Source organism: Sphingomonas sp. BRN-1R (assembly GCF_057748035.1).
Map to the genome: position 1 here is coordinate 3,489,615 of NZ_CM173236.1, position 22,113 is coordinate 3,511,727.

A 22,113-nucleotide genomic window follows, 5' to 3' on the forward strand; every position below is an offset into this window, starting at 1 on the left:
CTGGATTACCCCCGGTTAGACGGCTATTCCGCCATGATTTTGCCTGGTGCCGAGTCGGAGTTCGGCCGCACCGAACAGCCGGTCGATCACATGGCAACGGTCGCGCAGCCGGTAAGTGAAGCTGCTTCAACGCCGTTGTTCACGACAGCGAGAATACTCTTGATCATGTTCCAGTCTCCTCGACACAAACATGACAGGCACTTTGGCGCGCGGCGCTTCCTAAATTCCCGTGGAGCTGCCTGCGCGACTTTCAGCGTTTCTTCCTCGAGCTGTGGCTCCCGCATGAAGCGCCTCTCGATGAGTTTCTCATAAACGCCAGCCGACACCCACACCTACCACTATCGGGTTCAGATGCACGCGAAGGGACTGCTCGCCGATCGCGGTGGTGTTCAACCGCGCAGTCGTGTTCATATCGATGTATTTGACATCAAGGTTCGCGAACATGCGCTTCGTCACGTCGACGTCGAGGCCGGCCTGTGCTGCCCAGCCGACGCTATCCGACATATGCACCTTCGTCGGCCCGACCGCAGCCTCAAGCTCCTTGGTCGCTTTCTCGTTCCAGAAGACCGTGTAGTTAACGCCAACTCCGACATAGGGACGGATCTTTCCGTGCGGGTTGAGGTGATATTGCGCAGTCAGCGTTGGCGGCAGCACCCAAGTCGACACCAAATTTCCGATCTCCCTCGTCGTGCCGGCCGTGCCCGACGCGGTGTGCTTCGTCGTGGCGGCAATCAGCTCCAGTCCGATGTGGTCGGTCGCCATATAGGTCACGTCGACTTCCGGCATGACGGAGGTGTCGACCCTGGCGTGCTCCTGCGGGAAGGTTGGTGTGATACCGCTCGTCGTCTCGTTCGGGGCGACGAGGATGCCGCGCAGACGCAGAAGCACGTCTCCAGCCTCAATCCCGATCCTGTCCTCCGCGCACGCTGGGGTCACGACGGTCGAGGCGACGATCAAGGCTGCAGTAAGGAAAATCCAGGTCTTCATTTCGGGCCTCCAATGCTCGCCCGAAGCCTATCTTTGATGAAAATCTACGCCTTGACCGGTGGCAACGATCGCTTTGATTTCGGTCAAACCGGGCTTTGTCGCGGTGGAGCATCGTGCCGGCATGTGGACCTACTACCCCGAGCTGCTCGCGACGCCGGTGCCGCGCTACACGAGCTTCCCGACCGCGGCAGAGTTCAGCATCGACGTCGGCGCACCCGAAACGGAGATGGCGCTCGCGTCGATCGACCAAGACGATACCGTCTCCCTTTATCTGCATGTGCCCTATTGCCGTGAGATATGCTGGTACTGCGGGTGCAGCACCGGTGCTGCCAATCGGACGGCGCGACTTCGCGGCTACATCGACCGGCTGGGCGAGGAAATCGACCTGATCGCAAGCCGCGTGAATGGGCGTGGTCGCGTGGGTCGTATCGCATGGGGAGGCGGTAGCCCCAACGCCATCGCACCGGAGGCTTTCGAGGCGCTGATGAGGCGAGTGAGAAGCGCGTTTGCCTGCGACGACCTCGTCGTCTCCGTCGAGGTGGATCCGCGCGGCTTCGATCGGGATTGGGCGGCGGCGATGAGCCGCCAGCACGTCAGCCGCGTCAGTCTCGGTGTGCAGACATTCGACCCGGCCATCCAGCGTGCGATCGGTCGCGTGCAGCCGGTCGGCGACATCGCCTGCGTCGTGGCGCTGCTCCGCGCTGCCGGGATCGAGTCGATCAACTTCGACCTGATGTACGGCCTGCCCGGACAGGACGAAGGTGCCTTGCGCGAAACGCTGGACGTCGCCGTCGACATGGCGCCGGATCGGCTCGCGGTATTCGGTTATGCCCATGTGCCGCACCTTCTGCCGCGACAGCGCCGGATCGATTCAAGCGCGCTTCCGAACGCGGCTGCGCGGTTCCGTCAGGCGGCGGGCGCTTATGAACGTCTGACCGGTGCGGGATATGACGCGGTAGGCTTTGACCACTTCGCGCGGCCTGACGACGCCCTCGCCGTGGCCGCCCGCGAGGGTCGCCTGCGCCGCAACTTCCAGGGGTTTACCGAAGACGGGTCTAACGCCCTGATCGGTCTTGGGGCGTCTGCCATCACCGCGCTTCCGGGCTGGCTGCTCCAGAACGAGAAGAACGCCGGTCGTTACCATCTGCGCATCGCGAGCGGTATGCTGGCCACCACGCGCGGGCTACGGCGATCAACGGCTGACCGGCGCATCGCCGCTGCCATCGAAGGTGTGCTCTGCCAGGGTAGCGCAAGCTTCATCGGTCTGCCGAACGCCGGTCTCATCGTAGAGCGCCTCGCCCCGTTCGAGCGACTGGGCCTGATCCGCTGGCGAGGCACCCGCATCGAGCTGGCAGCCGATGCGTTACCTTATGCCCGCGCGATTGCAGCGACATTCGACCCATATCGTTCTGACAGCGCGACGAGGTTCAGCTCGGCCATATAGTCCCGACCATTGCAGTCGCTCCAGCGAGCTCTCGAGCGTCGACGAATTAGCATGTGCGGAATGCTTGGGGAAAACACGTAGAGCGCGCCAGGGGGGCGGCGTGCGACAGGATCGGCATGGCCTCCACACCCGATCGCTGTCTGGATTGCACCATCGCCGGCACAGCCATCTGCGCGAGCATCGAGACCGATGCACTCGTCGCTCTGGCGGCCATTGGCAGGCGCCGGCAGTTTGCAACCCGGCAAGTGATAGCTTGGGCGGGGGACGCCAATCTGCTGTGTGCCAGCTTGGTCACTGGAATCCTGAAGGTCACTGCATGCAGCGCCGGTGGGCGCGAGCAGATCACATGCCTGCTTTTCCCGGGCGACTTCGTCGGCCAACTCTTCACGGACGTTACGACTCTATCGGTCACCGCACTGTGCCCGTCGGAACTCTGCCTCTATCCGCGCGAACGCTTCGAGCGGCTGCTGACCGCTTCGCCCCGATTGGGGCAGGCGCTGCTGAAGCGCACCCTGGCGTCGCTCAACGATGCGCGCGAACGCATGCTGACGCTCGCCCAAGGCAGCGCATCCCAGCGCGTGGCTGGCTTCCTCCTCGACCTCGCGGACCGCGCGACCCCGGGCGTCGGTGCGGACGGGCGCTTCGAGATACCGATCAGCCGCAGCGATATGGCCGACTATCTCGGCCTGACGATCGAAACGGTGAGCCGCCAATTGGCGCGGTTCCGGCAAATGGGGGCGATCACCTTCTGCTCGGGCGACCGCATGATCATCATGCGCAACCGCCTTTCCCTTGAGCACGCCGCCGAGTTCGGCTGAGGGCCGTTGCTGCCTCACGGTAAGCTTCGTCCACCGCATCCGTAGAGTTCCCGGTATCGGCCCGCCTCGACCGACTTCATCATCCTCATCGGACAATGAAGGAAGGATCCTGCTGCTCGCCCATGACGACAACGGACAGGAGGCCCGCATTCGAGCCGCGCTCGACCTGACCCGCGCTCTGGGCGGCCCATTACCTGTCTCGACGTCTCGATCGTGCCCAGAGGCGTCGCGGATTACGTCCCGATGGGTGGATCTGGTCGCCCCTGGCGGCGCGATCGCAAACATCGGCGCGCATGGCGCCAAGGTTGACCTGCATCTGGAGCGGCTCTGGTCCCGCAACATCTCGATTACGAAGCGGCTCGTCGACACAGTCGCCACGCCGATGCTGCTAAAGACGGTGAACGCGGGCAAAGTCGATCCCGCGCTGTTTCTTCCCGCTCGAAAATGCGGACAGCGTCGTCGATCGCATCCTGTGCGCTGCTGCGCTCACTGCGATACTCCGCTGAAGGCAGCGATGCATATGTTCAGCCAGATCAGTAAGGTCATTTTCAACGCATACGCGGTAGAGCATCATTTGCTCCTTCCATCTGGCTCAATCGCGAAGGGGTTAGCGATCTCATTTTCCGGTGGGGCAGAGCGCGCGTTGCCGCACTTACTCCGTGCGAGAGTGCGCCTTCGTGTTTGCGAGCATATCGCATAGCCGCCGGGCCTCTCCAGCGACCTTCTCGAGGCACGCCTCGGCGTGCGCGGATCTCATGTTCGGGACAATGCCATCGAGGCTCAGATGACCCATGTCCCGTAACCCGAACCCTCGCTCCAGATAGATGTCGAAGCCGGTGCGTAGCGCTTGTTGCTGGCCGACCTGCCTGAGCCAATCAAGCGTCGTACCCGAAGTGGAGATCGTCAGCATGTAGCGCCCGGATAATGCGGGCTGCGATCCACCGGCCTGAAAGGGCCGGAAAGCGCAGTGCGCGCCCATCACACGGTCGACATAGCCCTTGATCATAGCAGGGGGGCCGCCGAACCAGATCGGGTAGATGAGAATGATACCGCCGCTCTGACGCAGGCGATCGAGCTCGGCACCCACCCATGGTGAACGTCGATCGGCGTGATCCGCGCGCTCGACGTCCTTCAACACAGGATCGAATCCCATCGCATAAAGGTCCCGCACGATCGCCACCTGGCCCGACTTTCGGACCTCCTCGGCGTAGGTCTGGGCGATCGCGTGACCGAAGCTGCCCGGCGTTGGATTAGCGAGTATCATGTAATGATCGGTGGCGATCGGGGGCTGTGTTGCCGGCATGATTTTGAACCTTTCACCATCAGGCAACGAGAGTGTCCTATCCGTCAGTGCGCCACGAAAAGCGGAATTGGGCTTTTGGTGAGGAGTTCTCGCGTGACGCCACCGAAGATCGACTCACGCATACGGCTATGACCAAACCCACCCATCACTACGTAGTCGAACTCGTCGGTGGCCGCCGCGTGCAGGATAGCCACGCCCGCCCCTAGCGGCGTTGGCACATGTCGAACCTCGCAATGAACGTCATGCCGCGACAGGTACTGCGCCGCTTCCTCGGCCGGCGCGGATATCGAGCCGTCACGCGCTTCCAGAAGGACGACGCGCCACGCCTTTCGCAGCAGCGGTACTGCGGCGCGTAACGCGGCGCAGGCGGCGTCGGACCCATCCCAGGCGACCAGGGCGGTGTCGAGATCGAGGCGCTGGCACGTCTCGGGTACGGCAAGCACCGGACGGCGCGCCTTGACGATCACCTCGCTCGTCACACTCAGCATTTCGGGAAGCGAGCAACTGTCCAGCTTTCGATTAACGACGATCACATCTGCCAACTCAGCCGCGGCGGTCAGGCTCGACGCGACATCGCCCGTCACGTCGATCCAGTCGAACGGGACGTCCTCGGCCTCCATCCGTGCTTCGATCCGCGCCTTGTTGCTCGTCTCGCGCGCGGTTTCGTCAGCGAGGAGAACTGCCATCGCATAGCCATCATCAAACATTCCGCCACTCAGCGTCGGCGGAATATGCGTGACATCCATGCAGGTGAGGTGGCCGTCGAGCGTCCGCCCAAGGTCCAGCGCCGCCTGCAAGCGCGCCTCCTGGCCGGCATCGTCGTGAACAAGCAAGAGTATGTTCTTCATGAAAGGCCTCCTGAAAGTGCCAGCACAAGTCTAGAGCCGAGCAAAAGGCGTCGAACATTGTGGATTCTACGGACCCGCCGCTCCCGCAAGCGCGGCGACAAGTTCCTGCTGGCGCAAAGGCTTTTCAAGCACGGCGGCGAAACCGTTGGCGGTAGCGGCTTCGATCAGTCCCAGCGTCGGGTGGGCCGTGATCAGCACCGCCCGTCCGGCCCATCCTTTGGCGCGCAGGCTTTTCAACACCGCTATGCCGTCCCCGTCGGGCAGGCGATAATCGGCAACCAGCACATCGGCCTGCTTCGGCTCGCGGCTGTCGAGAAGCGAAGCGGCCGAGGCGTATGAGCGAACCTCATACCCGCGCCAGTGCAGCAAAAGCTGAAGCGATCTACGGACGCCGGCATCGTCCTCGACGAGCAACGCGCAGCGACCGGGCGTGTGGGTTTTCAACTCTGTCATACTCGCCCCGTCGATGTTGGGGCCTCAATCTGGCCCGCTGCGACGCTGGCGTATCTACGTAATTGCCCGGGTTCAGCGCCCCAGACCGGCCGCGAAGGCGACGCGAAGCGCATCGGAGAGGCTGAACACCCCGAGCTTGGTCATCACGTTGGCGCGATGCACCTCGACCGTGCGGGCGGAGATCTCCAGATCATAGGCGATGGTCTTGTTGGGCAGGCCGCGCGCCATCGCGTCGAGCACTTCACGTTCCCGCGCCGTCAGCCGCGCCACACGGATCTCGGCTTCACGGGCGGAGGCAAGGTCGTTCGCAGCATTGTCGAGCCGGTGGAAGCCGGCGTCCAGCGCCCGCAGCAGCGCCGCTTTCTCGAAAGGTTTCTCGAGGAAGTCCACCGCGCCGTTCTTCATCGCCTCGACCGCGATGGCGATATCCCCGTGGCCCGTCAGGACCACCACGGGCAGCATCACCCCGCGCGCGGCGAGTTCGCGCTGCACTGCCAGCCCATCCATCTCGGGCATTCGCACGTCGAGCAGAATGCAGCCATCGGCCGCGTCCTTCGCTTCGCGCAGGAAGGCGACGCCGCTCTCCCATGTCTTGACCGTGAAGCCGGAGGTTCGCAGCATGAACCCCGCGGATCGCCGGATCGCCTCCTCATCGTCGACGATGTGCACCAACCGCGCCTCAGTCATCGTCATCCTCCACCTCCGCGTTCATCACCGTGAAGCGGAAGATCGTCCCGCCGTCCTCGTTCGGCTCGACCCAGATGCGGCCTCCGTGCGCTTCGACGATCGTTCGCGAGATAGAAAGCCCAAGGCCCATGCCATGCTCCTTGCCGCTCGCGAACGCTTCGAACAATTTCGGGGCGATCGCTGCGTCTATGCCGCTGCCGGTGTCGGCGACGGATATCCTGACCATCGCGTCCTGCAAACGGGTTGAGATCGTGATCTCGCGGCGGCGGCAAGCCGATACCGCCTCCGAGGCGTTGCGCAGAAGGTTCACGAGCACCTGCTGGATCTGCACGCGGTCGACAATGACGCGCTGCGCAAGCGGATCGAAATCGGTGAACAGCCGGATGCCGTGCTGCGTCGCGCCGAGCAGCCCGAGACGCGTCGATTCGGTGATGAGCGCGGGCAGATCGTGAACACTGCGGTCGGTTTCGCCACGCGCGACGAAATCGCGCAGACGACGCACGATCTGACCGGCGCGAAGCGCCTCGTGCGCCGCCTCGTCCAACGCCTCGCGCAGGAGCGGGAGCATCTCCTCGACGCCGTCGGTGCCGATGAGGTCGCGCCCCGCCTCAAGATAGTTGGCGATCGCGGCGAGCGGCTGGTTCAGCTCATGCGCGAGCGTCGATGCCATCGTGCCCATCGCGCTGACCCGCGACACATGGATCAGCTCGGCCTGAAGCTCCTTCAAGCGAAGTTCGCCGAGCTGCTGGGCGGTCAGATCCCGGATGAAGCCGGTGAAGATCCGATGCCCCTCGGTCCGCGCCTCGCCGACCGACAATTCCATCTGGAAGCGCGTGCCGTCGCGGCGTTCCGCCGTGACGACGCGCCCGATCCCGATGATCCGGCGCTCACCGGTACGCTCGTAGTGCGAGAGATACTCGTCATGCCGCTCCCGGTCCGGGTTGGGCATGAGCATACTAACATTCTTCTCCAGCACCTCGGCTTCCGCATAGCCGAACAATCGCTCGGCCGCAGCGCTGAACGAAAGGATGCGCCCGCGCTCGTCGATGACCACCATCGCGTCCGGAACGGTCGCGAGGATCGAGCGGAAATGCAGCTCGCTTTGGCGATGCGCCTGCTCGATCGCATGTCGGCGCGTGATGTCGGCGATGCTCTGGCCGAAGCCCGTAAGCGCACCCGCGTCATCGCGCAGCGCCACCAGCAGCACTTCGGCGAAGAACTCGGAACCGTCCTTGCGCACGCGCCAATGCTCGGTGCGATGCGGCGATCGGGCGATGGCAGTTTCAAGGTCGCGCGCAGGGTGGCCGTCGGCGCGATCCGCGTCGGTGTAAAGCACCCCCGCGCTTTGTCCGATGATGGCATCGCGGCTCCAGCCGAGAAGACGTTCGGCCCCCACGGTCCAGCCGGTAACTCTGCCACGGACGTCGAGCAGCAGAACCGCGCGGTCGTACGTCGCTTCGACGAACCGGGCCAACTGCTCGGCAGTGCCGTCCTGATCGGTCTTGTTCGTCATTCCCGCCTGCGCGACCTCGTTCCGCCCATTGCGGAACCCGGCACCTGCGGAGGTGCCGGGCCCGATCGCCTGTTACCGCGTGCCGGGAGCGTCGTCATCGGGAAGATGAAATTCGTGCCAGATGCCGTTGAGAATGCCGAAGCCTACCGCCAGCCCGACACCCAACACCCATGTAAAATACCACATGATACCGTCCTTTTTAGTAGAAGTCGGGATTGGTCGCCACGTCTTGTGAAGTGACGCGTCCGAACATGATCCGATAGGCCCAGGCCGTGTAGGCGAGCACGATCGGCAGGAAGACGACCGTCACGAGCAGCATGATCCCAAGCGTCGAATCGCTGGACGAAGCGTTCCAGACGGTGAGGCTGGAATGGGCATCGACACTCGATGGCAGGATGTACGGGAACATCGACAGGCCGACCGTCGCGATGATGCCCGCCGCCGAAGCCGATGATCCCGCCAGCGCAGCCGCCTCCGATCGCCGGTTGATCCCGATCAGCGCGACCGTGGCCCCCAGGAAGCCGAGAACCGGCGCGAGCATGAAGATCGGGTGGAGATCGTAGTTCGTCAGCCATGCTCCGGCGACCGCATGCGTGGTCGTGTGCATGGGGTTGGAGGGGGCGAGCGTATCCGCAGCGCCGACCATCCGGTAGCCGATGCCGCCCCACGCCACGAAGGCGCCACCCAGTGCGAACAGGGTGAGCGAGGCGAACCCCGCCACGGTGCCGAACAACCGGGCGCGATCGTGCACGCGGCCGTGCTCCACCTTGATGGCAAGCCAGGCGCTGCCGTGAAGGACCAGCATCGCCACCGACAGCAGCCCGCAGAGCAAGGTGAACGGGGTGAACAGGCCGAGCAGCGTCCCTTGGTAGGTCACGCGCAGGTCGTCATCCAGATGGATCGGCGCACCGGCCAGCACGTTGCCCACCGCCACACCGAACACCAGCGCCGGCACGAGCCCGCCGACGAACAGCGCCCAGTCCCACCGCGTGCGCCAGGCACGGTCGGGATGCTTCGAACGGTACTTGAACGCCACCGGCCGCAGGATCAGCGCCGCGAGCACCAGGAACATGGCGAGGTAGAAGCCCGAGAAGCTTGCGGCATAGACGAAGGGCCACGCCGCGAAGATCGCGCCCCCGCCGAGGATGAACCAGACCTGGTTGCCTTCCCACGTCGGCCCGACCGAGTTGATGACCATGCGGCGTTCACTGTCGGTCCGGGCGACGAACGGCAGCAGCGCTGCGACGCCCAGGTCGAAGCCATCGGTGAGGGCGAACCCGATCAGCAGCACGCCAAGCAGCGCCCACCAGATCAATCTCAGTGTTTCGTAATCGAACATTGTTGCAGCTCCTTCAGGCGGCGAGCGCCGGGGTGGAGAAAGCCGTGTCGGCCGAGGCCTCTTCGGGATCATGCTCGACCGGGCCGTGCGCGATGGTGAGGAGGATGAGACGCACCTCGATCACCGCCAGTATGCCGTAGATCAGCGTGAACCCTGCGATGGTGGTGAGAATGGCGGCGGGTGTCAGGCTCGATGATGCGAGGAACGTGGGCAGCACGCCGTCGATCGCCCAGGGCTGGCGGCCCATCTCCGCGACAACCCAGCCCAGCTCGGTCGCGATCCACGGCAGCGGGATCGCCGCGACGGCAAGGCGCAGCAGCCAGCGATAGCGGTCGTGGCGGCGCAGCGAGACGACGAGGAAGCTGACGGCGAACAGCGCGATCATCGCGAAGCCGATGCTGGCCATGATGCGGAACGACCAGAACATCAGCGGCACACTGGGAACGGTATCCCAGGCGGCGGTCTCGATCTGGCGGGGCGTGGCGTTGGCAGGATCCGCGACATAGCGCTTGAGCAGAAGCGCGTAGCCAAGATCACGCTTGTGCGCCTCGAACGCTCCGCGCGCGGCCATGTCATCGGGCGCCAGCTTCAGCCGTTGCACCGCGCGATAGGCGATCTGCCCGGATGCGATGCGCTGCTGCGCCTGAAGGACGAGTTCGGACATGCCGGTTACGGTGCCACCCAGACTACGGGTGGCGATGAGTCCGAGCACCCAGGGCACCTGCACCTCGTAGCGGGTCTCGCGCGCCGCCGTGTCCGGCAGGCCGAAGATCGTCAGCCCCGCAGGCGCCGGCGCGGTATGCCAGGCGGCCTCGATCGCGGCGAGCTTCATCTTCTGGTTGTCGGTCAGCGCGTAGCCGCTTTCGTCGCCGAGCACGACCACCGACAGCGATGCCGCCAGTCCGAACGCCGCCGCAACCGTCATCGAACGCTTCGCGATCGGCACCCACCGGCCCTTCAGAAGCCAGAAAGCGGACAGCCCCAGCACGAGGGTGGATGCGATGACATAGCCGGCGCTGACGGTGTGGACGAACTTTGCCTGTGCGACCGGATTGAAGAGCACAGCCTTGAAGTCGCTTACCTCCATGCGCATCGTCGCCGGATTGAACGAGGCGCCCACCGGGTTCTGCATCCAGCCGTTGGCGATCAGGATCCAGAGCGCGGAAAGGTTGGTCCCGAGCGCGACCATGAAGGTCACGAACAGGTGTCCGACCTTCGAGAGCCGATCCCAGCCGAAGAACATCAGCCCGACGAATGTCGCCTCCAGGAAGAACGCCATCAGCCCCTCGATCGCCAGCGGCGCGCCGAAGATGTCCCCGGCATAATGAGAGAAGTACGACCAGTTGGTGCCGAACTCGAACTCCATGGTGAGGCCGGTCGCCACGCCGATGGCGAAGTTGATGCCGAAGATCCGGCCCCAGAACCGCGTCACCTGCCGCCACACCTGACGACCGGTCATGACATAGACCGCCTCCATGATGACGAGCATGAAGCTCAGCCCCAGGGTCAGCGGCACGAACAGAAAATGGTAAAGCGCCGTAAGCGCGAATTGTAGTCGCGACAGGTCGATCACGTTGGGGTCCACGGGCAGGGTCTCCTTTGCGCGACCCAATGCGCTGCGGCCCCTGCGCGCCGATATACGGGAAGTCCCGTATTCGGTTCGGACGGGCGGCCGCCTACCACGCCGGCATGGCCACCGCTCCCGCCGCATCGCCCGCCTCGCGCCAGTTCCTCGCCGCGATGAACACGCGCGCCCACGCCACCGCGATCCTGCTCCTTGCGGACACAGCGGGCGCGATCGGCTTCGCGCTGGGGCTGGCCGGAGCGGTCGCCCATGCCGCCGCGCACGAGCCGGTCTGGCTGTGGCTCGCGGTGGCGCTCGTCGCGGGGGTGACACGCGCGGTCCTTGCGCTGCTGGCGACACGCGCCGGCGCGCGAGCGGGTCGTGACATCACGCGCCGGGCGCGCCGCAAGGTCGTCATCGGTGCGCTCAACGGCGCGATGGGCGGTTCGGTGACGAGCGCGCAGCTCGTGACCGCCGCCGTCGACGAGGCGGGAGCGCTTTCGGGCTACGCGGCGCGTTTTGCCCCGGCGCGCAAGGCCGCCGGGGTAGCACCGTTGATCGTGGCCGCGGCGATAGCGCTCGCCAGCCCCGTATGCGCGCTCATCCTCGTCGTGACGCTGTTCCCGTTCGTGGCCGCGATGATCCTCGCCGGCGGTGCCGCCGCCGATCGGTCGAGGCGGCAGTTTGTCGCGCTGTCGCGGCTGTCGGCGCTGTTCGCCGATCGCGTGCGCGCGCTGCCGATCGTGCTCGCGTTCGGCGCGGAGGACCGCGAGACACGCCGGATCGGACAGGCGTCCGAAGACCTCGCGCGCAGGACCATGGACGTGCTGCGCGTCGCCTTCCTTTCGTCGGGCGGGCTGGAATTCTTCGCCGCCCTGTCGGTCGCGCTGGTCGCCGCCTATTGCGGCTTCTCGCTGCTCGGGCTGCTTCCGTTCCCGGCGCCCGAGCATCTTGAACTCGGTCCGGCACTGTTCGCGCTGACGCTCGCGCCGGAATTCTACGCGCCGATGCGTCGCCTCGCCGCCGCCTACCACGAGCGGCAGGCCGCCGAGACGGCGGCGGAACGGCTGGTGCCGATCGTGAACGTCGAAATGCCCGCGCCCATGGCGGCGGTCGCCGGCGCGCCCGCGATCCGGTTCGAGACTGTCCGGGTCCGCTACAGCGGTTCGGATTGCGATGCGATCGCGGACTTCACGCTCGACATCGCGCCCGGCGAGACGATCGCGCTGGTCGGGCCGTCGGGGAGCGGCAAGACCACCATATTGAATGTCCTGCTAGGGCTGACGCCGTTTGTCGAAGGTAGCGTCACGATCTCCGGAACACCGCTACAGCCGGGGCAGGGCGTGGACGCGTCGGCCGCCTGGGCGGGGCAGCACCCGATGATCCTGCCGGGCACGATCGCCGATGCCATCGCAAACGCCCGCAGCGGCGCGAGCCGGGCCGAGATCTCCACCGCCGCGCACCGCGCCGGCCTCGATCCGCTGCTTTCGAAACGAAAGCTCGGCCTCGACACCCCGCTCGACGAGCGCGGCGGCGGCCTCTCCGGTGGCGAACGCCGCCGCATCGGTATCGCGCGGGCGCTTCTCAAGGACGCTCCGCTCCTGTTGCTCGACGAACCGACCGCTCATCTCGATCCGCTCTCGGAAGCGAACATGATCGCCACGCTGGCGCAGGCGTGCGCGGGTCGTACCGCGATCATCGCGACGCACTCGGCGCGGCTGGCGGCCATCGCCGACCGGGTCATCATCATGAGGAACGGGCGATGAGCGCGCGTATCGAACACCTGCTCCGCCGCGAGACGGTGCGCAGCCGCCGTCCGCTCGCCGTCGCCGCGCTGCTGGCGGCTGCGGTGTCGATCGCGACGATCGGGCTGCTCGGCATCTCGGGGTGGTTCATCACCATGTCGGCAGGCGCTGGGCTCGCCGGCCCTCTCGTCGCGCGTGCGTTCAACTACATGCTGCCGGCCACCGCCATTCGCGCGCTCGCCATCGTGCGAACGGGCGCGCGTTACGGAGAACGCCTGACCAGCCACGGCGCGGCGTTCGCCGTTCTCGCACGCGTCAGGCCCGCGCTGTTCCGGGCGATCACCGATGCACCCGTGGCCGAGGCGCTGGCGCTCACCAGCGGCGAGGCGAGCGCGAGGCTGGTCAACGACGTCGCCGCGATCGAGATGTCGGTGGCGCGGCGCTCGGCGCGCTGGTGCGCAGTCGCTGCGATCGTCACCGGCTCGGGCATGGCGCTCCTCGGCGGCTACGCGGCTGCGTCGGCCGTGCTGACCGGGTGCCTGGCCACGGTGATCGCGGCGCGTGCGGCATCCGCGCGATTGCGGGGTGCCGGCCGTGCGATACAGCAGGCGGACGGACGGCTCAGGGCCATGCTGGCGATGCAGTTCGCCGCCACCGCCGAACTGCGCTGCTACCAGATGGTCGATGACGTCGCCGTCGCCGTGGACCGGCTCGGCGACGAACTTGGCGCAGCACGCGAGGCTCACGCCAAGGCTCAGGGTCTGGTCGACGGGATATCGGCGTTGCTCGGCGCGGCGGTTGCGGTGGTCGCCTTCTGGCTCGCCATGCCGGCAGGCGCGGCGGTGGCGGCGTTGACCGCTCTGGCCGGGGCCATGGCTGTGGAAGGTCTCGGCCCGCTGCTGCGCGACGGGTGCGAGCGCGAGGTTACCGCCGAGGCGCTGCGCCGGCTGGACGATCTGTTCGTGCATGAGGCTCGGCGGGCGCATGAGGGGAGGCCGGTGGCGCCGATCCTGACCCTCCCGGCGTGCAGGCCACTCGCTCCGAACGGCACGCGCATCGCGATCACCGGGCCATCCGGCAGTGGGAAGACCAGCCTGATCGAGGGGCTGATCGGGCTGCGGGAGATTGCCGCCGGCACCGTTGCCCTCGGCGGCACGGACGCGGCGTCGCTGTCGGTCGCAACCCGGCGCGCGATGTTCGCCTGGATGCCGCAGGATGCGCAGCTTCTGGCCGGGACCGTCCGCGAGAACATGCTGCTCGCCGCTCCGACGGCGGATGACGCGGTGATCTGGGATGCGCTGAAGGACGCTGCGGTCGATGAGGTCGTGCAGCGACTGCCACTTGGTCTCGATAGCTGGATCGGCGAGAACGGCGCGCGCCTGTCCGGCGGCGAGCGCCGTCGGCTGGCGTTGGCGCGCGCCTATCTGAAGCCCGCACCCTGGCTGCTGCTCGACGAACCCACCGAGGGTCTGGACGCCGAGACCGAGCGGAAGCTTCTGGCGCGGATGACGAGGCGGATCGCGCGAACGGATCAGGGTCTCGTCGTGGTCAGCCATCGCCGCGCCTTGATCGCGCTGTGCGAGATACGGTGCACGATGTCGGCCGAGCCTGGTGCGGTATCGCAAGCGGCATAGCGGATGCCGGAACCGCCGTCGTACCGCTCCGGCGATGGTATCGTCAGAACCCGACGATATTGTCCCTCAAGATGGGGCACGCCCGGAGCCGCCCGGGCAGGTGTTCCCGGTGATCTCGCGCTCGCACGAAGCGACGATGCGGTCGCGGATGTCCACACGCATCGCGTTCGATGATAGCGATGAGGTTCGCCACGCGATGCACATCGGTGATGCGCGGCTATCAAACGGGTTCGGCCAGAACGTCATCCTTGATCCGGTGGCAGGTCTCGTCCCAGATTTCCTGCGGCTTGCTGTATCGCCAAATCCCGACGGGAACCCCGTGGCTCAGTGCGCAAGCTCAGGATCGCACGCGTCCGCCGCGCCTGCTGAGCGCTGAGCAGCGTGGCGCAGGTAGTGCGGGCGCGTTCCTCGACCCGGCCCAGACATTCCGCGGCGTAGGTCGGCAGCAACGGCGACACGATCGAGTCGAAATGGTCGTGCTCGCAGCCTGAAAACGAGAAGATCGACTCGAGATAGAAGTCGAACGCTTCACGCAGCCCATGCCACTGCCCGCATCCGGCGAGCCACGGTGTCGAAGCGCCCGACGTGGTCAGGATCAGGAGCTGTTTGCCCTCCAGCAAGCCGTGGCGATTGCCCTTGCGAATGTCGCTGGAACTTAGTCCCGCGCCAAGCACGCGGTCGAGATAGCCGATCGTGATGGCAGGCGGTGCGCCGAACCAGATCGGATGCACGAGCGTGATCACGCTCGCCCGGCGGACCAGTTCCAGTTCCGCCTCCACATCGTCCGGGATGCGATACCCTTCCACGCCCGGCCGCTCGCTGGCTTGCAGCCGGGGGTCGAACCCGGTGGCATAGAGGTCGCGTACGATCGTAATCTGCCCACAAGCGCGAACCGTCTCGCGGTACGTGTCGACGATTGCGTGGTTGAAGCTGCCCGGCGCCGGATGGCCCAGCACAACAAGGTGCTCGATAGGTGCCGACCTTGATCTGGTTGCGGGGGTGATCCTCTCCTGCGGATCCCTTCGTGGGCGGCTCACGTCCACGCGTGCAATGGTGATGCTATTCACGTCATCCTCCTCGCTTGATCGAGGCAGGATCGCGGCTCTCCGACGTGCAATCGATCCGCAATTATACGGATGTTATACCAAAGCGCGCTGAGGCTGGGCGACTGCTAATCTGAGGAGCGCGATCTAGATTCGTTCTGAACAGTCTCGGCAACGGTGGCCGCCACGAACGCGCGACGCGTACACAGTCGCTGCCAATACGCGGAAATTGCAGGGCTGAATTTATAATCGAGTCCGATCGTCCGCGCCGAAAGAAGCGCATAGCCCACGCAGAGATCCGCCATCGTAAACCGTCCGCCGCAAAGCCAATCGCGATCGGCCAGCGCGCGTGAGAGGTGGCGCAGACGTGAGAAGAACCATTGAGTGTAGTCGTCGACTGCCTGCTGCAAACGCCGCTCCTCCGGTTCATGGTCGCGATAACGCAGAACGATCGTCTGTGGAAATGTCAGCGTCGCCTCACTCCGGTGCAGCCAGTCGAGCCACAGCCCATAGTCTGGCTCGTTCACGTCAACGGCAAGCGGCGTCGGTCCATAGCGTGTCGCCAAATACTGCGGGATCGCCGCAGATTCGGTCATTCGCACATCGCCGTCGATTAGCAACGGCACTGTTCCCAGCGGATTGCGCTCGAGAAATTCCGGCTGTTTCACCCGCGGCGGGAAAGGCAGGACGTGAAGTCTGAATGCGATGCCTATTTCCTCAAGCGCCCATAAGGCGCGAAACGAGCGAGTACCGGCACAATGATAGAGTTCGATCATTTTGCTTCCCCGAAAGTGCTGTCTCCACGCATCGACCGAGCCACCAGCAGGTGCAGGCCGATGGTCACCAGCACCACCGGTAGCAACGCGGCATAGCCGACGAGCAGTGAAGCGTTGCCAAAGGCCGGTTTCGCGAGATCGCTGATCGTGCCGAGATAGAGAGGTCCGCCGCCCGAGCCGACCAGAATCGCGATGAAGGCCATGATGGCGCCGGACATCGCCCGTCGCTGCGGGGGCGACCGATCTTGAACTACGGTCAGCGCGGGCGCGAGATACATGTTGAGCAACAGCGTCGGCAGCGCCAGACAGGTCAAGGCCGCGCTCCAGCCGGGCAGGAGGATGGCGCCGACGATGCCCGGGATCATCAACGCGAAAGTGACCGCCGGGAGCCAGGCATACCATCGCCGATCACGCCTGCCGAGACGGTCGGCCAGCCAACCAGCCGTAAATGTTCCGACGAACCCGGTGACCCCAAGCACCAAGGCGTAGTAGAGCGCGACCTCGTCGAGCGACATGCCCTTCACGCGCTTGAGCAGGGAGGGATTCCAGGCGAGCAGCGCGTACCCGACGAAGGCAGACGTCGCCGTGGAGCAGGTCGCGAGCAGCAATGTCCGATCGGCGAAATACGCCCGCATCGCTTGCGGGATCGATAGCGCCGCCGCTGCTACTGGCTGGGCATCCAACCCGCCGCGCGTCGGCTCGCGAATGATCAACGGCAGCGCGATAGCGAGGAGAATGCCCGGTGCGCCAACGGCAACGAAGGCCATGCGCCACCCGTAGCGTTCTGCAACGGCAGCACCTACCGCTGCTCCCAACGCCGAGCCGATCGGCACGCCCAGCGAATAGATCGCAAGACCCGTTCCCCGTTCCCCCGGCCCGAAATAATCGGACAACAGGCTGTAGGCGGGCGCTGCCCCACCTGCTTCGCCCGCGCCGACCAGCAGACGCGCGAGGACGAGCTGGGGGAAACTCCGCGCGAGGCCGCAGGCCGCCGTGAAGAAGCTCCATACTGCCATCGCCATGGCGATGAGCGGAACCCGCCGGTGGCGATCGGCGAACCACGCCACCGGGATGGCGCAACTCGAATAGAACAGCGCGAAGGCGAAGCCGGTGAGCAGGCCGAGCTCCGCATCGCTCAACCCGAACTCGGCCCGGATCGGTTCCTGCAGGATCGCCATGATCTGCCGGTCCATGAAATTGAAGGCGTAGACGATGGCCAGAACGCCAGCGACGACGAAGCGATAGGCGCTCCGCCGGGGAACGCCGACCTGTGCGGAACGCTCGTGCATTCACCCTCCTTCATGGCAGCTTCGTTCGAGCCTCTCCGAGCGCGTTGTATCAACCCTATTGTACAACAATCAACTGCTGATCGTTTGACAATCAGCTTGCGTACCGCTGCGTCCATCAATAGGCTCAGCCGAAAGACACAAGAGGTGCGAGAGAGATGCCGACCAACTCATCCAGTGCGCTGGGTTTCGATGCCGCGCGGCTCAACCGGATCGACGCGTTTTTTTGTCAACGATATTTGGCGAGCGGGCGGCTGCCGAACGCGCAGATCCTGATCGGTCGCGATGACGAGATTGTTCATTTCTCGAGCCTGGGTGCAGCTCGTGACGATTCGCCGAAGCCCATCGACGAACGCTCGATGTTTCGCATCGCCAGCATGACCAAGCCGATCACCACCGTCGGCTTCATGATGCTGGTCGAAGAGGGTCAGGTCGCCATAGACACGCTGGTGGAAGATGTGCTGCCCGAGTTTCGCGACGTCGCGGTCTATGCAGGAACTGTCGGAAACGCGCGGTTCGAGACAAAGGCCGCCACCGCCCCGATGCGGATGCTGGACCTTCTCCGACATACGTCGGGCCTTACCTACGGTTTCCAGAACATATCTCCGGTCGATGCGGCATATCGGGCGGACAAGGTGGACGCCGATCGCGTGGACGGCTGGTATGGTGGCAACGACCTTGATCAGTTCGTCGCCGGGCTCGCCAGCCTGCCGCTCGAATTCTCGCCAGGCGAGGCGTGGAATTATTCGGTCTCGACCGACGTCCTCGGCGCGGTGATCCAGCGCATTTCAGGCATGCCGCTCGACCAATATCTGACCGATCGCATCTTCCGACCGCTCGGTATGGACGATACCGGCTTCACGGTGCCGGCGAACAAGGTCGATTGCCTGACGGACTGCTACCTGTTCACGCAGGACAAGGGCCGGCTACTCTACGACCGCGGTGCCGAAAGCAGGTGGTTGCAGACACCACGTCTCATTTCCGGCGGGGGCGGGCTGATCTCGACCGCATTGGATTACCACCGCTTCTGTCGCATGCTGGCCGCTAAGGGGACGCTCGACGGCGTGCGATTGCTCGGCCGCAAGACGATCGAATTGATGACCGCAAACCATCTCCCAGGACGATCGGATCTGGCCAGCCTGTCGCGCTCGATGTTCAGCGAGACGCAGAATGCCGGCATCGGGTTCGGGTTGGGATTCGCGGTGACGCAGAACCCTGCCTTGGCGATGATCCCCGGCTCGGTCGGCGAATTTTACTGGGGCGGCATGTTCTCAACCTTTTTCTTCATCGATCCCGTCGAACGGATCCACGCGATCTTCATGACCCAGTTGGGACCATCGAACACCTATGCGATCCGTCGCGAATTGAAGACCTTGGTCTATTCGGCGCTGACCTGACGCTCAGCCATCACGATAGCGCGCGCGCAGGCTGATTTTGTCGATCTTACCTGTCGCCGCCAGCGGGATAGCCGGCAGCCGGATTACGGCATCGGGCACCCACCAGGAAGCAACACGGCCCTTGAGCGAACCGAGCAGTTCCGCGTCGGTGATCGCCTCCCCCTCCCGCAATTCCACCACGAGGATCGGCCGCTCGCTCCATTTTGTGTCATTGCGGCCGATAACCGCCGCCAGGCTCACCTGCGGCAGCGCGCAGATGATAGCTTCGATCTCAGCCGGATTGATCCATTCGCCGCCCGACTTGATGAGATCCTTTGCGCGACCGGTGATCTGCAGATTACCTTTGTCGTCGATCCGCGCAAGGTCGCCCGTATCGAACCAGCCGTCGTCGTTGGTCGCGGGGAGATCCTGTCCAAAATACCGCTCGATCACGGCACCGCCGCGGACATGCAGCCGTCCCTCCTGATTGCGCTGGTCGCGCAGCGGCACGCTGTTCTCGTCGGCCAGCATGAGGTCGACGCCAAGCGCGGGTCGGCCGGAAACATGAGGATCGCGGTTTGGATCACTCAGGACCCCAAAGACGCCGACGGGTGCCATCTCGGTCATTCCCCAGCTGGTCTGGACGATGACGCCGAGCTGATCTTCCAGGCGCCGCATCAATGCAGGCGGCAGCGACGCCCCGCCGGAGATGATCCGTTTCAAAGACGGCAGCCTTTCACCGGTCGTTTCGAGATGTTCGCACAGCCCGAGCCAGACGGTCGGTACGCCGACCGCGACCGTCACGCCTTCGCTGGCAATCAGCCGAGCCAGGCTGGCGCCGTCGGTGTGCCGACCTGGCAACACGAGTTTGCCGCCACTCGCCGGCACTGCGAACGGGAAGCCCCAGGCACTCGCATGAAACATCGGCACCACCGGCAGCACGGCGTCGGCGCTGGTGGTGCCCAGCACGTCGGCCTGGAGGAGGCGCAACGTGTGCAGGAAGTTCCCACGATGCGTGTAGGTTACCCCCTTCGGCGCGCCTGTCGACCCGGACGTGAAGCAGAGTCCGCAGGGTGCGTTTTCGTCGAACCTCCCCCACCGAAATTGGTCGTCTTCCTGAGCGATCAGCGGCTCCAATGCGGTGAGCTTGATATGGCCGATGGAAGAGCTGAAGTCGTCACCATCAATGACCAAGATGCGTTCGACAGACGGGGCGTCTGCGATCACACGGTCTGCCAGCGGCACCTGATCGGCGCTGACGATAAGGATCCGAGCTTCGGACTTGACGAGCATCGTCGCGAGGTCGGCCGGCGTCAGTCGCGGGTTCAGCGTGTGGCAGACCCCGCCCATGCCCATGATCGCGTACCAGACCTCGACATGAGCTTGCGTGTTCCACGCCAGTGTCGCCACGCGGTCGCCGAAGCGTGTTCCGAGAGCATCTAGGACGCGGGATACGCGGAGCGCGCGCGCGCGCAGACCGGCATAGCCGATCCGTGCGATCGAGCCATCCGGACGCGCGGTCGCCACCTGCGTGTCCGGGTGCCATTTGGCCGCGTGATCGAGGATCGCGTTCAGCGTCAGCGGGAAGGACTGCATGGATCCGTCAATCATCGACATTTTTCCGCGTTCGGGGGAAGGATGGGCGCACCGACACCGACATTTGCTGTCCACGGCTGAGTGCGCGCCGCGTGCCGTCGACAGACGACCTGCTCGTGAAGGCGAAACTGCGCATCCATGAGGTGCACGGCAGGGCGCGGCGCATCGGTGAAATGCATGTAGGAACCGTTCTGGGAGAACGGCATCCAGGCCGGCTGGCGCGGCGCGCTGGGTATGCCTGTGCAAACGAACGCCTCCCAATAAGCGAGCATCGCATCCGAGAATGCCCGCTCGCCCTCGTTGCTCGGCACTTTCGGCCAATTCACCGGCGTCTTGTTGATCGTGCCGAAAATATAGGGCACTTCGCTCTCGTGGAACACGTGGTAGCCGGCCGCGTCCGCAGATTCGTAGCCATGATCGAAGTAGTAGAGGAACGCCGCTACGCCGACGTTAGCCTGGCTGCGAACCAAGCGTTGCGACGTCCAACCGAAGAGACCGTCGCGCGTTGCCGCGAGCATGCTGTCGTCGATGTCCCCCGACGGATAGAACTCCAGGAAGCTGTCGGCCAGATCTCCGTATCTATCGCGAATTGTCGCCTCGTAATGGCCCGCATCGACCGGCGGCGTGCTCAGGAAGCGGCGCAGGGACCGGATCTCACCGCTGTTGAAGCCGGTGAGGATGGGGACGCGCGCCTGTTCGCCCCGATCGAAGGTATCGATCAGTTGTCGCCTGAACATATATCCGTCCAAGGTGCCGCTGGCGACGAAGCCTGCCCGTGCGGCGGCGATGACCAAGGAAGACGCATTAAGGGCGCGCAAGTCGGACACGTGCTTCGCACCCATGGCGGCGGCAAAACGCTCGCCCGTGCCCTCCGCCGATGGAACGCCGAACGATGGGCGCTTCAGTTCGGCCATGCTCATCAGGCCGGCGCTCTGCGCGATCGCCCGTGCGAAGAGCCCATGTGCCAAGGGAGTGGCCAAGAGATTGACGACGCTGACGCCGCCTGCTGACTCCCCGGCGATCGTCACCTTCGCCGGGTCCCCGCCGAAGGCTGAAACATTCCGTTGGACCCAGCGCAGCGCCGCCAGTTGATCCAGAAAACCGTAATTGCCGGAGACGCCGTGCGGTGATTCCGCGCTCAGTTCGGGATGCGCCAGGAAGCCGAGAACGCCGAGGCGATAGTTGATCGAGATCACCACCAAACCACGCTTCGCCATGGCGGCACCATCGAAGATGCTTTCCTGCGACGATCCCGCGAGCAGGGCCCCGCCATGGATCCAGAACAGCACAGGCGCGTGCTTCGCCCCGACCGGAGCCCAGACGTTCAGCGTCAGGCAGTCCTCGCTCTCTGCCGGATAGCTCTCCAGGTAGATGCTGGTCTTAGGGAATGGTGGTTGCGGACAGGCGGCACCGAACACGCGAGCATCGCGTACGCCGCTCCAGCGAGCGAGCGGCGCAGGAGCCTTCCAGCGCAGTGTTCCCACAGGCGGCTGCGCGTAGGGGATGCCTTTGTACATCTCCACGCCGTCAATCTCGACGCCCCGTACGATGCCCGCCGGCGAGCGGACGACCGGCGCGGGCGTTGCCGCCACGGCGCTTGCGCCAAGCAGCAGGGCGGCCATCGCGCTGCAGAACCCCTGTCCCATCCTTGATCCCCCTCCAGCCATAGCACCGCAGAGCCGGCGTCGGCGGATTATCGTC

At 65.0% G+C, this 22,113-nt stretch carries 20 protein-coding genes; 6 read left to right on the forward strand and 14 right to left on the reverse strand.

Annotation, left to right across the window (positions count from 1 at the left end):
• Positions 1-306 precede the first annotated feature (306 nt).
• Positions 307-987, reverse strand: coding sequence for an OmpW/AlkL family protein (locus AC3ANX_RS16350; protein ID WP_488334293.1), 681 nt, complete (start codon positions 985-987; stop codon positions 307-309).
• A gap of 121 nt (positions 988-1,108) precedes the next feature.
• Here AC3ANX_RS16350 and hemN point away from each other — a divergent pair, with 121 nt between their 5' ends.
• The 3 genes from hemN (at position 1,109) to AC3ANX_RS16365 (ending at position 3,949) form a co-directional block, all read left to right on the forward strand.
• The gene (gene hemN / locus AC3ANX_RS16355; protein ID WP_488336976.1) at positions 1,109-2,431 is read left to right on the forward strand and encodes an oxygen-independent coproporphyrinogen III oxidase; all 1,323 of its coding nucleotides are present in this window, start codon (positions 1,109-1,111) and stop codon (positions 2,429-2,431) included.
• Between the two features lie 116 nt (positions 2,432-2,547).
• Positions 2,548-3,249, forward strand: a complete 702-nt coding sequence (locus AC3ANX_RS16360; protein WP_488334294.1) for a Crp/Fnr family transcriptional regulator — start codon at positions 2,548-2,550, stop codon at positions 3,247-3,249.
• Positions 3,250-3,496: 247 nt separating this feature from the next.
• Complete coding sequence (locus tag AC3ANX_RS16365) at positions 3,497-3,949, forward strand: hypothetical protein (protein WP_488334295.1); 453 nt, start codon at positions 3,497-3,499, stop codon at positions 3,947-3,949.
• On the opposite strand, the gene AC3ANX_RS16370 is transcribed toward AC3ANX_RS16365, so the two are convergent.
• The 8 genes from AC3ANX_RS16370 to AC3ANX_RS16405 all read right to left on the reverse strand — a co-directional run bounded on the left by AC3ANX_RS16370 (position 3,902) and on the right by AC3ANX_RS16405 (position 10,977).
• Complete coding sequence (locus AC3ANX_RS16370; protein ID WP_488334296.1) at positions 3,902-4,579, reverse strand: NAD(P)H-dependent oxidoreductase; 678 nt, start codon at positions 4,577-4,579, stop codon at positions 3,902-3,904. The two genes, AC3ANX_RS16365 and AC3ANX_RS16370, sit on opposite strands and share 48 nt — an antisense overlap.
• A 17-nt stretch (positions 4,580-4,596) precedes the next feature.
• The gene (locus tag AC3ANX_RS16375) at positions 4,597-5,400 is read right to left on the reverse strand and encodes a universal stress protein (RefSeq protein WP_488334297.1); all 804 of its coding nucleotides are present in this window, start codon (positions 5,398-5,400) and stop codon (positions 4,597-4,599) included.
• A gap of 66 nt (positions 5,401-5,466) precedes the next feature.
• Positions 5,467-5,844, reverse strand: coding sequence for a response regulator (locus tag AC3ANX_RS16380; RefSeq protein WP_488334298.1), 378 nt, complete (start codon positions 5,842-5,844; stop codon positions 5,467-5,469).
• Between the two features lie 81 nt (positions 5,845-5,925).
• Positions 5,926-6,540 carry a response regulator transcription factor gene (locus AC3ANX_RS16385; protein ID WP_488336977.1) on the reverse strand — a complete coding sequence of 205 codons (615 nt, stop codon included), beginning with the start codon at positions 6,538-6,540 and terminating at the stop codon, positions 5,926-5,928.
• Positions 6,533-8,053, reverse strand: coding sequence for a PAS domain-containing sensor histidine kinase (locus AC3ANX_RS16390; protein WP_488334299.1), 1,521 nt, complete (start codon positions 8,051-8,053; stop codon positions 6,533-6,535). Before AC3ANX_RS16390 ends, AC3ANX_RS16385 begins: the two co-directional genes overlap by 8 nt.
• Positions 8,054-8,125: 72 nt before the next feature.
• Positions 8,126-8,239, reverse strand: a complete 114-nt coding sequence (cydX, locus tag AC3ANX_RS16395) for a cytochrome bd-I oxidase subunit CydX (RefSeq protein ID WP_488334300.1) — start codon at positions 8,237-8,239, stop codon at positions 8,126-8,128.
• 13 nt (positions 8,240-8,252) lie between these two features.
• Entirely contained in the window at positions 8,253-9,392 is a 1,140-nt protein-coding gene (gene cydB, locus AC3ANX_RS16400) for a cytochrome d ubiquinol oxidase subunit II (RefSeq protein WP_488334301.1), read from the reverse strand.
• 13 nt (positions 9,393-9,405) lie between these two features.
• Positions 9,406-10,977 (reverse strand): cytochrome ubiquinol oxidase subunit I, encoded by a 1,572-nt coding sequence (locus AC3ANX_RS16405; protein ID WP_488334302.1) that lies wholly within the window; start codon positions 10,975-10,977, stop codon positions 9,406-9,408.
• Positions 10,978-11,081: 104 nt separating this feature from the next.
• Here AC3ANX_RS16405 and cydD point away from each other — a divergent pair, with 104 nt between their 5' ends.
• Entirely contained in the window at positions 11,082-12,722 is a 1,641-nt protein-coding gene (gene cydD, locus AC3ANX_RS16410) for a thiol reductant ABC exporter subunit CydD (RefSeq protein ID WP_488334303.1), read from the forward strand.
• The gene (locus AC3ANX_RS16415; protein ID WP_488334304.1) at positions 12,719-14,335 is read left to right on the forward strand and encodes an amino acid ABC transporter ATP-binding/permease protein; all 1,617 of its coding nucleotides are present in this window, start codon (positions 12,719-12,721) and stop codon (positions 14,333-14,335) included. Before cydD ends, AC3ANX_RS16415 begins: the two co-directional genes overlap by 4 nt.
• Positions 14,336-14,577: 242 nt before the next feature.
• Here the strand turns inward: AC3ANX_RS16415 and AC3ANX_RS16420 are convergent, their stop codons facing one another.
• The 3 genes from AC3ANX_RS16420 to AC3ANX_RS16430 all read right to left on the reverse strand — a co-directional run bounded on the left by AC3ANX_RS16420 (position 14,578) and on the right by AC3ANX_RS16430 (position 17,443).
• Complete coding sequence (locus tag AC3ANX_RS16420; protein WP_488334305.1) at positions 14,578-15,402, reverse strand: NAD(P)H-dependent oxidoreductase; 825 nt, start codon at positions 15,400-15,402, stop codon at positions 14,578-14,580.
• 104 nt (positions 15,403-15,506) lie between these two features.
• Positions 15,507-16,154, reverse strand: a complete 648-nt coding sequence (locus AC3ANX_RS16425; RefSeq protein WP_488334306.1) for a glutathione S-transferase family protein — start codon at positions 16,152-16,154, stop codon at positions 15,507-15,509.
• Complete coding sequence (locus AC3ANX_RS16430) at positions 16,151-17,443, reverse strand: spinster family MFS transporter (protein ID WP_488334307.1); 1,293 nt, start codon at positions 17,441-17,443, stop codon at positions 16,151-16,153. Before AC3ANX_RS16430 ends, AC3ANX_RS16425 begins: the two co-directional genes overlap by 4 nt.
• 155 nt (positions 17,444-17,598) lie before the next feature.
• On the opposite strand from AC3ANX_RS16430, the gene AC3ANX_RS16435 reads away from it, so the two are divergent.
• Complete coding sequence (locus tag AC3ANX_RS16435; RefSeq protein WP_488334308.1) at positions 17,599-18,837, forward strand: serine hydrolase domain-containing protein; 1,239 nt, start codon at positions 17,599-17,601, stop codon at positions 18,835-18,837.
• Between the two features lie 3 nt (positions 18,838-18,840).
• Here AC3ANX_RS16435 and AC3ANX_RS16440 read toward each other — a convergent pair whose 3' ends face one another.
• Positions 18,841-20,433 (reverse strand): AMP-binding protein, encoded by a 1,593-nt coding sequence (locus AC3ANX_RS16440; protein WP_488334309.1) that lies wholly within the window; start codon positions 20,431-20,433, stop codon positions 18,841-18,843.
• Positions 20,424-22,058, reverse strand: coding sequence for a carboxylesterase/lipase family protein (locus tag AC3ANX_RS16445; protein ID WP_488334310.1), 1,635 nt, complete (start codon positions 22,056-22,058; stop codon positions 20,424-20,426). The genes AC3ANX_RS16440 and AC3ANX_RS16445 overlap by 10 nt, the downstream gene beginning before the upstream one ends.
• Positions 22,059-22,113: the final 55 nt, after the last annotated feature.